The following is a 13085-nucleotide window of genomic DNA, read 5'->3' on the forward strand; positions in this document are numbered from 1 at the left end:
GAGTGCGAGGCCCCGGTGGTGAGGTTGAGAGTTGTCTCGGATTCGAAGGTGATGGCACCGCCGAGAAAGGAGGGGGCCTGGAGATTGACGGTGGTGCCGGATACTGAGTTGAGAACTCGCAGGGCGGCTTCTTCGCCACTCACTATTTTGCCGGTATTCACAACAACAGCATCGTCACCTACCAGGTGTATTCCTTCTTCATCCGAAACAATCGTCCCTGAATTCGCAATCCACGTATCGGTGCCATAATCAGAGATACCTTTGCCTTCGGAGCGAATTAGGCCGCGATTAAGAACAGTGACCTCCATATCATTGCTAAAAATCCCGTCGCCACTTGAGTAGATCACACCGCTGTTGACCACTGTGACATAGGCAGCGAAGTTGTTTATTCCTCGATTGCCGGCTTGGATTGTTCCGGTGTTTGTTATGCTGACCCGCTCGCCGAAGTTGGTGACACCGTCAGACAAGGTGCCACTTGTCGTGATAGTTCCAGAATTCTCAATGATCGTACTGTCGCCGGAGTTGTAAATCCCTTCCGCATTGCTGCCGATTGTCCTGATGGTTCCCGAGTTTATAATGATGCTGGTGTCGCCAGTGTTTTCAATTCCCTCGTTGCCAGCCTGAATCAGCCCAATGTTGGTAATCGCGGTATCGGCAGCGTCGTTGCGGATCCCGTCCGCGGAGCTGTCGTTGACGAAAATAGTTCCCAAATTGGTGATCGTGTTGCCATTGCCGCTGCTCTCAACACCATGGTCAGAGCTGCCGGTTGTGCTGATGCTGCCGTCACCGGTGACGATGATCGTGTCGTAGGTGACACCGTCGATCACCTGTGTACCGGTAACGGGGCTATCTATGATGAGTTCCTGGGAACCGGCATGGGATGCCAGTGCAAGGAAAAGTGCAGCTGTGGAAAGGATTGTCAGCAGAAGCTGACGGGAAAAAATCTGCATTCCGGACGTCTCGCGAATCGGACGTCCCCCACACACTTTCTTGTACCCCGTCATTTCTGACCGGAACATGAAAATCTTGCGGTCTGGTGGATTAAAGGCGGATCAGGTGTGCACTGACCGCGACCATGCTGGAGATTGTCTCAGCAGAAAAGCGGATGCAGGTTCTGCCGCGCTTGTCTGGAATGATGGTCGGGGCGTGAAAACCTCATCCTGAGGAAGCGCGTGAGCGCTGTCTCGAAGGATGGGCCAAGCAGCTCCGAGCCTGCCGCCGATCCTTCGAGACGCACGCAAGCGTGCTCCTCAGGATGATGCCGGGGAAGCTTGCATGTCTGAAGTCAGATCCGGGACAGGCCGCAAAGCCAGTGCCGCCCGGATGGAACGATCCGTCTTTCCGGACAAGTGCAGCGCAAGCTGCACGCTGATCCGGAATCCAGATGTCAGTGTGAGCGGAGCGAACCCGAAAACACATTTCCTGGGAGACGACGCGCCTCTGGCGCGAGCTGATTTCTGAATACCCGATCAAGCCGGGCACAGGTTCCAGATCAGCGCTCGGCGTTGCCTCACTTGTCTGGAAAGACGGTTGGGGGGTGTAGCCCGCTCCAGCGCCATCGACGTATTGAGCGCATCTGATCTCGCATGCGCGTATTTGGAATCACGATACTCGAGTATGAACACCCTCATCCTGAGGAAGCGCGTCAGCGCTGTCTCGAAGGATGGGCCAAGCGGCTCCGAGCCTGCCGCCGATCCTTCGAGACGCACGCAAGCGTGCTCCACAGGATGAGGCCGGGGAAGGTTGCATGTCTGAAGTCAGATCCGGGACAGGCCGCAAAGCCAGTGCCGCCGGCCGGATGGAAAGATCCGTCTTTCCGGACAAGTGCAGCGCAAGCTGCACGCTGATCCGGAACCCAGATGTCAGCGTGAGCGGAGCGAACCCGAAAACACATTTCCTGGGATGACGCGCCTCTGGCGCGAGCAGATATCTGAATACCCGATCAAGCCGGGCACAGGTTCCAGATCAGCGCTCGGCTCGGCCTCACTTGTCCGGAATGACGGTTGGGGGGTGTAGCCCGCCCCAGCGCCACCGGCTCAAGGAGCGCATCCAATCGCGCATGCGCGTATTTGGAATGACGATACTCGAGTATGAACACCCTCATCCTGAGGAAGCGCGTCGGCGCTGTCTCGAAGGATGGGCCAAGCAGCTCCGAGCCTGCCGCCGATCCTTCGAGACGCACGCAAGCGTGCTCCTCAGGATGAGGCCGGGGAAGGTTGCATGTCTGAAGTCAGATCCGGGACAGGCCGCAAAGCCAGTGCCGCCGGCCGGATGGAAAGATCCGTCTTTCCGGACAAGTGCAGCGCGAGCTGCACGCTGATCCGGAATCCAGATGTCAGTGTGAGCGGAGCGAACCCGAAAACACCTTTCCTGAGATGACGCGCCTCTGGCGCGAGCTGATTTCTGAATACCCGATCAAGCCGGGCACAGGTTCCAGATCAGCGCTCGGCGTTGCCTCACTTGTCTGGAATGACGGTTGGGGGGTGTAGCCCGCCCCAGCGCCGACGCTGTCATCGTGTCATGCAAAACCCGTTGCAAGATATCGGGCAATGGCTGCACGGCTGGCACGAAAGGCGAAACCGACCTGGGGCGTCCGGTATCCAGAAACGTCCAGGTCGCTTTGCAGGTCTTGACATGAATACTGATTCAGGTTTCATATATGCGCAAGCGCCAGGCAAGGGTCCGGTGTCATTCGCGTGTCAGGGACACGTTGGACGACCCACGGAAGCCTGCGCGCGCACTGGGAGGAAACTTGATGACCAAACGCCTTTACCGCTGGTCTCTGCCGCTTGTTGCAAGTGTCGGTCTGTTTGCCGCCGGCGCTGCCGGAGCTCTGGCCGAAGACATCAAAATCGCACATGTCTATGGCAAGACGGGTCCGTTTGAAGCCTACGCCAAACAATCGCATACCGGCCTGATGATGGGCCTCGAATATGCGACCGACGGCTCGATGGAAATTGATGGCCGCAAGATCGTGGTGATCGAGAAGGACACGCAGCTGAAGCCGGATATCGGCAAGGCGGCCCTGGCAGAAGCCTATGGCGATGACGAGGTCGATATTGCCGTCGGGCCGGTTTCCTCCGGTGTCGCGCTCGCGATGCTGCCGGTGGCAGAGGAATACGAGAAGCTTCTGATCGTTGAACCGGCCGTTGCCGATTCCATCACGGGCAGCAACTGGAACCGCTATGTCTTCCGGACGTCGCGCAACTCCTCACAGGATGCGATCGCCAACGCCGTTGCGCTCGGGCAGGAAGGCGTCTCGATTGCAACGCTCGCACAGGATTATGCGTTCGGCAGAGACGGCGTTGCTGCCTTCAAGGAAGCGCTCGCCGGCACTGGTGCCAACCTTGTTTTCGAGGAATACGCACCGACCGACACCAAGGATTTCACCGCGAATGCGCAGCGCATTTTCGATGCCCTGAAAGACGAACCGGGCCGCAAGTTCCTGTTCGTGATCTGGGCCGGCGGCGGCAACCCGATCAGCAAGATCCAGGCAATGGAGCCGGAACGCTTCGGCGTCGAGATCGCGACGGGCGGCAACATCCTGGCGGCGATGAAGGCCTACAAGGCACTGCCCGGAATGGAAGGTGCGACCTACTATTACTACGAGATCCCGAAAAACCCGGTGAACGACTGGCTTGTGTCCGAACACCAGAAGCGTTTCGATGCGCCGCCCGATTTCTTCACCGCAGGCGGCATGTCTGCAGGTATCGCAATCGTCGAGGCGATCCGCAAGGCGGGGTCGACGGAAACGGAAGACCTGATCAGCGCAATGGAAGGCATGGAATTCGAAACGCCGAAAGGCACGATGATGTTGCGCGCCGAGGATCATCAGGCGCTGCAACCCATGTATCACTTCAAGATAAGGGTCGATCCCGATGTCGAATGGGGCATTCCGGAACTGGTCCGTGAGCTCAAGATCGAGGACATGAATATCCCGATTCGCAATCAGTAAGGTATCTGGCGCGTTTCACCCCATCGACCGCGCGCTCCTTTCCCAATCCCTGTAAAATTGCCCGGCCGGGGTGACATGCAATCCGGCCGGGCCTTGCCGGCAGCCGTTTCGAAAGCACAGGATACGTTCCGGTGATGACAGAAAGACCCATTCTCGAAACCCGCGACCTGACGATCCGATTCGGCGGCCATGTTGCGGTCGATCACGTCTCGTGCAGCTTTGACCGGGGAACGCTGACCGCCATCGTCGGGCCGAACGGCGCCGGGAAGACGACCTATTTCAATCTCATTTCAGGGCAATTGAAGGCAACGGGCGGCACCGTGGCGCTGAACGGCGAAGACATCACACGACACTCCGTTCCCGACCGGACGGATCGGGGCATCGGACGTGCCTTCCAGCTGACGAACCTGTTTCCCACCCTGAGCGTGCGCGAAAACGTCCGCCTTGTCGTACAATCCAGGGCGCGAAAGGGCTTTGATCTGTTTTCGATCGCGGAAAGCCATATCGAACTTCTGGAACGTGCCGATCACGTTCTGGCAGAAGTGCGGCTGATCGATCAGGCAGAGCAGATCGTTTCCGCGCTTCCCCATGGCGATCAGCGCAAGCTTGAGGTCGCGCTGCTGATTGCGCTGGGTCCGCAGGTGCTGATGTTCGACGAACCGACCGCCGGCATGAGCGTCGACGAAGTGCCGGTCATTCTGGAGCTGATCCGGAAGCTGAAGGCGGACATGGACAGGACCATCCTGCTGGTTGAGCACAAGATGGATGTCATCCGCTCGCTGGCCGACCGCATTGTCGTCCTGCACAACGGGGAACTTGTCGCCGATGGTGATCCCGCAGAGGTGATCGCGCTGCCTGTCGTGCAGGAAGCGTATCTCGGCAAGGCTCCGGAGGCGGCCTGATGTCCGACATCCTGCTTTCACTTGCCGGCGTGCACACGCTTATCGGGCCCTATCACATTCTTCAGGGCGTGGACCTCGTGGTGCCCGAAGGCGGCGTTACCGTTCTTCTAGGGCGGAACGGCGCGGGCAAGACAACGACGCTCAGGACCATCATGGGTCTTTGGAGCGCCAGCCAGGGCGAGATCCGCTTTGACGACCACCTGATCACGACGTTGGATACGCCCGACATTTCCCGGCGCGGAATTGCCTATGTGCCGGAAGACATGGGCATCTTCACGGATCTGACGGTTGCCGAGAACATGGCGCTTGCAGCCTCGAGCGGTCCCATCGATGGCAAACGTCTCAGCTGGATCAAGGAGCTGTTTCCTCCGATCGGCACCTTCTGGGAGGCATCCGCCGGAACGCTTTCGGGAGGTCAGAAGCAAATGCTGTCCGTTGCCCGCGCCATCATCGAACCACGCCGGCTGATCCTGATCGACGAGCCGACCAAGGGGCTCGCGCCGGCCATCATCAACGCGATGACCGAGGCCCTGCGCGAACTGAAACAGACCGACACCACGATCCTGCTGGTTGAGCAGAATTTCGCCATGGCGTCCGCCATCGGAGACACGGTTGCCGTCATGGATGACGGCCGCATCATCCACTCCGCACCCATGAGCGAACTGGTCGAGGATGAGGGCTTGCAGGAAAGACTTATGGGGCTGAGCCTGGAGGCGCATCAATGAACGAAACAGCCATCAAGCCGCGGATTGAAAAGGTCCCGTTGCGGGAACAGGTGTTGCAGAAACTGCCGGTGCTGCTGGTGCCTATCCTTGCGCTGCTGGGGCTTGCGGCGATCGGCAACCCGGCAAGCTGGCTGACCCTGACGGTGGCCGGCCTTGCCATGGGCATGATGATCTTCATCATGGCGTCCGGGCTGACGGTGGTCTTCGGGCTCATGGACGTCATCAATTTCGGGCACGGCGCTTTTGTTACCGTGGGCGCCTTTGTCGGTTTCACGGTTCTTGCCTGGCTTGCGGGCTGGACGGCTTCGCCGAGCGTCATGCTCAACCTCGCCGCGGTTCTGATCGCCATCCTCGCGGCAATGGGGGTCACCGGACTGCTCGGGTATGCGTTCGAGCGGGTCATCGTGATGCCCGTCTACGGCGAGCATCTGAAACAGATCCTGGTCACCATGGGGGGGCTGATCGTTGCCCAGCAGATGATCCATGTGGTCTGGGGGCCGGACGAACTGCATATCTCGCGCCCGGAAGCCTTTCAGGGATCGGTGGTCTTCGGGGAGGCGGCCATCGAGAAATACCGGCTTGTGGCCGTCGCCATCGGGCTGGCTCTGTTTCTTGCCATGCGCCATGTCCTGAAAAACACGAAGGTCGGACTGCTCGTCAGAGCCGGGGTTGAGAACGGCGAGATGGTCGAAGCACTCGGATACCGGATCCGCCGGCTCTTCCTGATCGTGTTCATGACCGGGTCGGCGCTTGCCGGGCTCGGCGGCGTGATGTGGGGGCTCTACCAGGAGACGATCACCGCGCATATGGGATCGGAGATCATGGTGCTGGTCTTCATCGTGGTGATCATCGGCGGGCTCGGCTCCGTCGAAGGATGCTTCATCGGTGCCCTGCTGGTTGGCCTGCTGGCCAACTACACCGCATTTCTCGCGCCCAAGGTGGCGCTGATCTCGACCATCGCGCTGATGGTGGTGATCCTGATGTGGCGGCCCCAGGGCCTTTATCCCGTCGTCAAGGCGAAGTGAGGACCCGGTATGCTCACCCGACTTCTTTCCGGCGATACACCGCGCAGCGGCCTGCTGACGCTCCTTCTCGTGGCCGTTCTCATTTCGCTCGCCTTTGCCCCGTTCCTGTTTCCCGGCACAAAATCGCTGGAGACGGCGGCGCGGATCTGTATCTTCATCGTGCTGGTGGCAAGTTACGATCTCCTGCTGGGTTATTCTGGGATCGTTTCTTTTGCGCATACAATGTTCTTCGGCATCGGCGCCTACGGGACGGCGCTCGCGCTCAGTACCTCCGGTCCAAGTTACTGGTCGCTCACCTGGGGCACGCTGGCCGGCGCGTTTGTCGCAGCCGTCTTCGCCCTGGCGATCGGTCTTTTCTCGCTGCGCGTCAAGGCGATCTTCTTTGCCATGGTGACACTGGCTGTTGCCAGCGCGTTTGCAGTCTTCGTGTCGCAGATGTCCTGGCTGACAGGCGGCGAGGACGGGCTCAACTACAAGATCCCACGTGAGCTGACGCCGGCCTTCAAGCTGGTCAATGACAAGGTCTTCGGTGTCAGGATCAATGGCAAGCTGCTGGCCTATTATCTTGTTTTCTTTGCATCGCTGACGCTTTTCCTGGTCATGCTGCGGATTGTCAACTCGCCGTTCGGGCGCACGCTCAAGGCCGTCCGGGACAACGCCTTCCGGGCAGAAGCAATCGGCTACAAGGTCGTCTGGTACCGCACCACGGCAACGGTTCTGTCTGCCGTCATGGCGGCGCTGGCCGGGTCTCTTCTGGCGATCTGGCTGCGTTACACAGGACCAGCGACGACACTCTCCATGGAGATCATGATCGACATTCTGCTGATGGTCGTGATCGGGGGTATGGGTACGCTCTACGGGGCCGTTCTCGGAGCGACGCTGTTCATTCTCGCGCAAACCTATCTGCAGAACCTGATGGGTGTTGCGGCAGAAGCGACAAGCGCCGTGCCGCTGGTTTCGACACTTGTTGCGCCTGAGCGCTGGCTGCTTTGGCTCGGCGTGCTATTTATCCTGTCGGTTTATTTCTTTCCGAGCGGGATCGTCGGAAGACTGCGGGCGGGGCGTGCTTGAGCAACACAGGACTTTATATGCGCGACAGCGGGGCCGGACGCCCCGTGGTGCTCATTCACGGCTGGTCCTGTCCCGGCCAGTTCTTTCAGAACCAGATTGACAATCTCCAGAACCACGCCCGATGCCTAGTGCCGGATCTACCGGGGCACGGGCAGACCGGCAACCACTTGCCGCTGACGATTGAGGCGGCTGCCGAGGCGGTGCATGCCGTGCTGGTGGACAGGGAAATCTCCGACGCCATCGTGTGCGGCTGGTCCATGGGCGCGTTGGTAGCCTATGCGATGGTTGAGCGTTTCGGTGCAGACCGCCTGTCCGCTTTCGTTGCGATCGACATGACGCCGAAGGTGCTGAACACGTCCACCTGGCAGAACGGAACGCTGAACGGCCTCAATTCAGAGCTGAACCAGGTGTTCCTTGATGCGATTGTTCCGGACTGGCCGAAGCTGCCGGGACGGATCGCGAGCCGGCTTTTTGCAGACGGTCTGCCCGTTGGGCAGGAGCAGAAGGAAAAGGCGGCGCTGGAGATTGCGAAAGCCGATCCGGCCCTTTTGAAACCGATGTGGGCTTCGCTTACCGCGCAGGACTTCCGGTCTTTGTTGGCGGATTTTCCCGTGCCATTTCATCTTGTTGCTGGACGCAGGAGCCAGCTCTACGGACACGGCGTCCATCTCTGGCATGAAAAGCATGTGCCCGACTTTCAGCTGCATCTCTATGACCGCTCCGGCCACGCCCCGCACATGGAAGAGCCTGCCCGGTTCAATGCCCTGCTGATGGATCTGATCAATCAGACGTAAAGGCGCGTCAGTGCCCGCCGCCGATTTTCGACTTCACGAACTCGATGATCTTGTCGAGGAACGTCAGCACAACGAAGACCGCCAGCAGTCCGACAAAGAAGCGAAGGTCCGTCGTCAGGCTGTTCTTGGTGATGTCCCACTGGCGTGCCCCGATATTGGCGTAGATCCAGGCATAGTAGGCGATTGCCGTGAGGGCGGCCGTCAATACCAGCGAGATCAGGATGGTCTGCCAGGCCGGCCTCGGGGATTGGTCTTCGCTCATTTCAGGATCCTCGCCTTGGCAAGGTCAACCTTGAAGACCATCAGGTCATCAAGGCGTTCAACATCTCCCTCCAGTTCGACATAGAGCGCAAGCAGCGGCTTAATTTCATCGCCGAGGAGATTGCCCTCCTTGTCCGCCATCAGGAAGAAGTTGCGGTTCTCGACCGGGCCGGACGAGACGAAGACCGGCGGTATGCCTCCGGTCAGGCAGAGGTCGGCGCACGCCTTGTGGGCAAGACCGCGTCCCGGCCGCATCGCCCCGGCATAGCACTTGCCGTCACAGATTTCGCCGGTCAGCTTCCAGCGACCGAGCGGTACCGGCTCGGACGGTGTAAAGGGCGTCCCTGCATCTTCCGCAGTTTCGACCCTGCCGACCTGGATCATGGTCAGGTCGCCGCGATTGACCGGAACGCCGCGGAGCGTCACCGGGGTGCTGCCATGTTTTTCGGCCTGGTTGAAGGCACCGCGCTTGCCCTGTCCGGCGAGCATGTAGGTGCGCGCTGCTGTCTCTCCGTTCGCCGCGACCCTCAGGACCGGATAGGGGCGCAGTTCCAGGATGCCGACATTCTCAAAACGATTGCCCCATTGGAAACCGCCACTGCCGGGGTCGTTCTGGGTCGACGACAGGGCGAGGGCAGCCAGTCCGAGACCACCGGTGAAACAGATCGCAAAGACTGCCAGAAAGGTGACAAGAGGTTTCGGGACTGCATTGAGATAGCCGACGTAGAAGGGCGCGTCCTTTGTCTGTCTCCAGCTCATGCGGCTTCTCCGATCTCGACTGGGTCAACATGAGTGCCGGGCGGCAAGGCGTTCGGATCGAGCAGGATTGTCGAACCGATCAGCTGCAGCCTGTAAGTGGATATCTTCTCGGTAAAGGGGGCCGGCGCGCGCCCGTCGCTCAGATTGTACTGATAGCCGTGCCAGGGACAGGTGATACAGCCCCACAGGACCTTGCCCTCTCCGAGCGGACCGTTCTGGTGTGCGCAGGCATTGGTGATGGCCGAGAGCTTGCCGTCATACTTGAAGATGGCAACGCGTTCGTCGTCCGAAAGGGTCACCACCTTGGCACAGTCGTCGTCGATCTCATCCAGGTCACCGGCGACCAGCCAGCCCTGTTCCTGGAGTGATGCTTTCGCGGTTTCCTCGCCCCGGTCGCGTCTTGCTTCCATCCGTCCCGTCGTGAAATGCAGCGCGGACACCAGAACGACGCTGGCGGCCACGACGCTGGTGAAGATCGGATCGCCTGCTCCCTGAAGCGCGCCAAGCGCGACATGCAGCACCACAAACGCATAGGCCGCATAGATGAACATGTGCAGCGCTTTCCAGATGGGAGCGCCGAGGAAGCTCAGCCAGAAGTCGTGACTGGTTGCCGCCAGCACGAACAGGATCACAAGCGCGGCGATGCCGAGCGTTTCGAACGGAAACCCGAGGATCTGGCCGTAATTGGTGTTGGACGACAGAAGCGCGACATACTTGTCTGTCGGCGAAAAGTTGTAGTACCAGCCGAGCACGTAGTTGGCGTGCACAGCGGCAATCCCGGCGGTCATGACGCCGAAATGACGACGATTGTAAAGCAGCGGCAGGAACCGGCGGTCGAGACGTGCGAGTGGCCCGATGCACAGGATCACCGTCAGCATCAGGAAGGCGCAGCTTCCGAACGCACGCATGCGCAAGGTCGCCCCGTCGATCGGCTTGGTCACGTCTTCGAAGCCGGGCGCGACACGGATATAGACATAAAGATAGAGAGCGACCGCGATCAGCAGGACGGCGTCATAGAAAATCTTGTTCCGGTTCCAGATCACCGGTGTGTATTGCACACTCATTGCGCGGCCTCCGTCCCGTTTGCGTCGCTTGCCGGTGCCTCGATCAGAATGGCAGGCCGGTCAGCAGGGGGGGTCTGACGCAGCGCCAGGACCGTGAAGAAGGCGAGTGGCAGCAGGATGCCGAGGATCGTCCAGATCCGCGCATGGGCTGTGCGATGGGCGCGTTTCACCGGGCGTCTTCTCCGTGTTTTTCCAGAGTGAACCAGCGATAGAGGACCAGCGGCCAGATCAGGCAGATGCCCGGTATCAGCAGGGGACGGAACGCATAGGAGCCGCGCGCGGACGGTTCCACACGATCAATGCCGATGACAAGAAACAGAGCGGCAACGATCCCGCCGGCGATCACGTAGATGCGGCCAAGGTCAAGAAGTAATTCTGCGGTCAGCAACGGGCGTCCTCCGAAGTTCTTCCATTTGTCATCCCGGCTGGAGCGAAGCGCAAGGCCGGGACCCAGTATTCCTCAACATAGTATTTTCGCAACTGTTCACTTTCGGTGTCTACTGGATCCCTGCCTCCGCAGGGATGACAACGTCTGTGGTTCTTGCTCACACCAGATCCGCATCGGTTATGATCTCGACAAGCGAGGGTCCGTCATGGGCAATCGCCTTGGCGATGGCATCGGAGAGTTCGGACGCCTCCGTGACCCGGTGCCCATGACCGCCGCAGAGACGGGCAAAGGCGGCGAAGGACGGATTGGTGAGATTGGTTTCCCAGACCGGCCATTCTCCGGATCGCTGTTCCTTGGAGATTTTTCCAAGCTCGGAATTGTTGAGCAGAATATGCGTGATGTTCATCCCGTATTTGACGGCGGTGGTGAATTCCATTGCGTATTGGCCGAAGCCGCCGTCACCGGAAATGGAGATGACCTTGCGATCCCTGTATTCCTCAAAGTCCTGTGTCGCGCACCAGGCTCCAAGCGCGGCGGGGAGGCTGAAACCTATGGACCCGAGATAGCCGGACATGAGAATGCGTTGACCGCGCGGTTCGAAATAGCGACCGAAGGAGTAGGTGTTGTTGCCGACATCGACGGGGATGATGGCATCATCCGGGCAGAGTTCCGTCAGCGCCTTGAAGACGGCGGCTGAATGAATGCCGCCGCCGTGATCTTCCGACAGCCGCGTTTCCTTTTCTTCGCGCCAGATGACCCACCGTTCGACAAGTTCGGACCTCTGGTCCGCAGCGTCGCCTGCCTTCGAGACGGAGCCTGAAACAGCATCGCAGAAGGTGCCGATTTCACCCCAGACCGGAAGCGACACGGGATGGAACTTGCCGAGCTGCATGCGCTCGAAATCCACCTGGATGATCGGCTTGTAGGGCGCGATCCCGGTATGGTTGGCAAAGGACGAACCCAGCGAAATGATCAGGTCCGCCTCGTTCATGAACCAGCTTGCGATCGGTGTGCCGGACCGCCCAAGGACACCTGCGGCCAGCGGGTGCGTGTCCGGGATCAATCCCTTGCCCTTGAAAGTCGTCATCACCGGCGCGCCGACCTTTTCAGCGAGCGCAATGACCTTGTCGCGCACATCCTTGGCACCGTAACCGAGTACGATCACCGGCCGTTTCGCGCCATTGATCATTTCCGCGGCCTTGGAAAGGTCGTCCGGCGAGGGAGAGATCTCCGTTCTGCCAAGACGCCCTTCAGGATGTCCCGCCGGCTTTTCGCTCGGGATCGTCTGGACGTCGTCCGGAAAAATCAGATTGGCGACATCGCGTTCGACAATCGCTGTCTTGAGGGCGAGCGACATGAGTTCGGCATGGTTGGAAGTGCTCAGAACAGGCTGGGAGAACCTGGAGACCGACTCGAAAGCGGACTTCAGGTCGATATCCTGAAACGCACCGGGACCGAAGACCTGGGTCTGAACCTGACCGGTGAGCGCCAGCACGGGCGAACGATCGACCTTGGCATCCCAGAGGCCGGTCAGGAGATTGGTCGCGCCGGGGCCGGCAATCGTCAGGCACCCGGCCGGCTTGCCCGTGAGCTTGCCGTAGGCGGAGGCGGCGAACGCTGCCGCACCCTCATGACGAATGCCGACATAGCCCAGCTTGCCCTTGTTGACCTGAAGCCGGATCGCATCGGCCAGGCCGAGATTGGAATGACCGACCATCCCGAAGACACGCTTCACACCCCAGTTGACCATGGTCTCGGCCATCACGTCGGTCGCGGTGCGTTCGTGCTCCGGTTCCGGTTCAAGGCCGACGAAAATCTCGTTGTTTTCGATCTTGAGCGGGTAGATCTGCTGGCCGCTGTCCTCATGTCCACCGGGTGGCTTGCCGGTAAGCGGATCGAAATCCCAGCCGTGCCAGGGGCAGCGGATCCAGCATTTGCCGTCTGTTCCCTTTTCGATCGATCCTTCGCCGAGAGGTCCGCGCTGGTGCGGGCAATGGTTTTCCATGGCTGCCCACTGGCCGTCGAAATGGGACAGGCAGATGGAGGTGGTGCGCGCGGTCACGGTCTTCACGCGGCCTTCGGGCAGATCGTCGGTGTGGCCGACCTTGATCCAGTCAAGCGATTGCGTGTTCATGTTCGTC

At 59.9% G+C, this 13085-nt stretch carries 14 protein-coding genes and 1 pseudogene; 8 read left to right on the plus strand and 7 right to left on the minus strand.

Translation table 11 applies throughout. The features are described 5' to 3' along the window. Nucleotides 1-950: pseudogene (locus RBB49_RS20840) on the minus strand (hypothetical protein); the annotation flags it as partial. 325 nt (nucleotides 951-1275) lie between these two features. Between RBB49_RS20840 and RBB49_RS20845 the strand changes: the two are divergent. From RBB49_RS20845 to RBB49_RS20880, 8 genes are all read left to right on the plus strand, one after another. Continuing rightward, complete coding sequence (locus RBB49_RS20845) at nucleotides 1276-1461, plus strand: hypothetical protein (RefSeq protein WP_306144823.1); 186 nt, start codon at nucleotides 1276-1278, stop codon at nucleotides 1459-1461. Between the two features lie 286 nt (nucleotides 1462-1747). Then, nucleotides 1748-1906, plus strand: a complete 159-nt coding sequence (locus tag RBB49_RS20850; RefSeq protein WP_306144824.1) for a hypothetical protein — start codon at nucleotides 1748-1750, stop codon at nucleotides 1904-1906. Between the two features lie 849 nt (nucleotides 1907-2755). Then, nucleotides 2756-3955 (plus strand): substrate-binding domain-containing protein, encoded by a 1200-nt coding sequence (locus RBB49_RS20855; RefSeq protein ID WP_306144825.1) that lies wholly within the window; start codon nucleotides 2756-2758, stop codon nucleotides 3953-3955. A 134-nt stretch (nucleotides 3956-4089) separates the two neighbouring features. Then, complete coding sequence (locus RBB49_RS20860) at nucleotides 4090-4857, plus strand: ABC transporter ATP-binding protein (protein ID WP_306144826.1); 768 nt, start codon at nucleotides 4090-4092, stop codon at nucleotides 4855-4857. Then, complete coding sequence (locus tag RBB49_RS20865) at nucleotides 4857-5582, plus strand: ABC transporter ATP-binding protein (protein WP_306144827.1); 726 nt, start codon at nucleotides 4857-4859, stop codon at nucleotides 5580-5582. Before RBB49_RS20860 ends, RBB49_RS20865 begins: the two co-directional genes overlap by 1 nt. Then, nucleotides 5579-6607, plus strand: coding sequence for a branched-chain amino acid ABC transporter permease (locus RBB49_RS20870; RefSeq protein WP_306144828.1), 1029 nt, complete (start codon nucleotides 5579-5581; stop codon nucleotides 6605-6607). The genes RBB49_RS20865 and RBB49_RS20870 overlap by 4 nt, the downstream gene beginning before the upstream one ends. Before the next feature lie 9 nt (nucleotides 6608-6616). After that, nucleotides 6617-7678 (plus strand): branched-chain amino acid ABC transporter permease, encoded by a 1062-nt coding sequence (locus RBB49_RS20875; protein WP_306144829.1) that lies wholly within the window; start codon nucleotides 6617-6619, stop codon nucleotides 7676-7678. After that, a complete protein-coding gene (locus RBB49_RS20880; RefSeq protein ID WP_306144830.1) occupies nucleotides 7675-8472 on the plus strand; it encodes an alpha/beta fold hydrolase in 798 nt (265 codons plus the stop codon). Before RBB49_RS20875 ends, RBB49_RS20880 begins: the two co-directional genes overlap by 4 nt. Nucleotides 8473-8479: 7 nt before the next feature. Here RBB49_RS20880 and RBB49_RS20885 read toward each other — a convergent pair whose 3' ends face one another. From RBB49_RS20885 to RBB49_RS20910, 6 genes are all read right to left on the minus strand, one after another. Then, the gene (locus RBB49_RS20885) at nucleotides 8480-8734 is read right to left on the minus strand and encodes a hypothetical protein (protein WP_306144831.1); all 255 of its coding nucleotides are present in this window, start codon (nucleotides 8732-8734) and stop codon (nucleotides 8480-8482) included. Next, nucleotides 8731-9492 carry a hypothetical protein gene (locus tag RBB49_RS20890; protein ID WP_306144832.1) on the minus strand — a complete coding sequence of 254 codons (762 nt, stop codon included), beginning with the start codon at nucleotides 9490-9492 and terminating at the stop codon, nucleotides 8731-8733. The genes RBB49_RS20885 and RBB49_RS20890 overlap by 4 nt, the downstream gene beginning before the upstream one ends. Then, nucleotides 9489-10556, minus strand: a complete 1068-nt coding sequence (locus tag RBB49_RS20895) for a Rieske 2Fe-2S domain-containing protein (RefSeq protein WP_306144833.1) — start codon at nucleotides 10554-10556, stop codon at nucleotides 9489-9491. Before RBB49_RS20895 ends, RBB49_RS20890 begins: the two co-directional genes overlap by 4 nt. After that, the gene (locus RBB49_RS20900) at nucleotides 10553-10726 is read right to left on the minus strand and encodes a hypothetical protein (protein WP_306144834.1); all 174 of its coding nucleotides are present in this window, start codon (nucleotides 10724-10726) and stop codon (nucleotides 10553-10555) included. The genes RBB49_RS20895 and RBB49_RS20900 overlap by 4 nt, the downstream gene beginning before the upstream one ends. Further along, the gene (locus tag RBB49_RS20905) at nucleotides 10723-10944 is read right to left on the minus strand and encodes a hypothetical protein (RefSeq protein ID WP_306144835.1); all 222 of its coding nucleotides are present in this window, start codon (nucleotides 10942-10944) and stop codon (nucleotides 10723-10725) included. The genes RBB49_RS20900 and RBB49_RS20905 overlap by 4 nt, the downstream gene beginning before the upstream one ends. 157 nt (nucleotides 10945-11101) lie before the next feature. After that, on the minus strand, nucleotides 11102-13078 hold the full coding sequence (locus RBB49_RS20910; protein ID WP_306144836.1) for a thiamine pyrophosphate-dependent enzyme: 1977 nt from the start codon (nucleotides 13076-13078) through the stop codon (nucleotides 11102-11104). Nucleotides 13079-13085: the final 7 nt, after the last annotated feature.

It is taken from the genome of Roseibium sp. MMSF_3412 (assembly GCF_030733265.1).
Taxonomy (GTDB): Bacteria; Pseudomonadota; Alphaproteobacteria; order Rhizobiales; family Stappiaceae; genus Roseibium.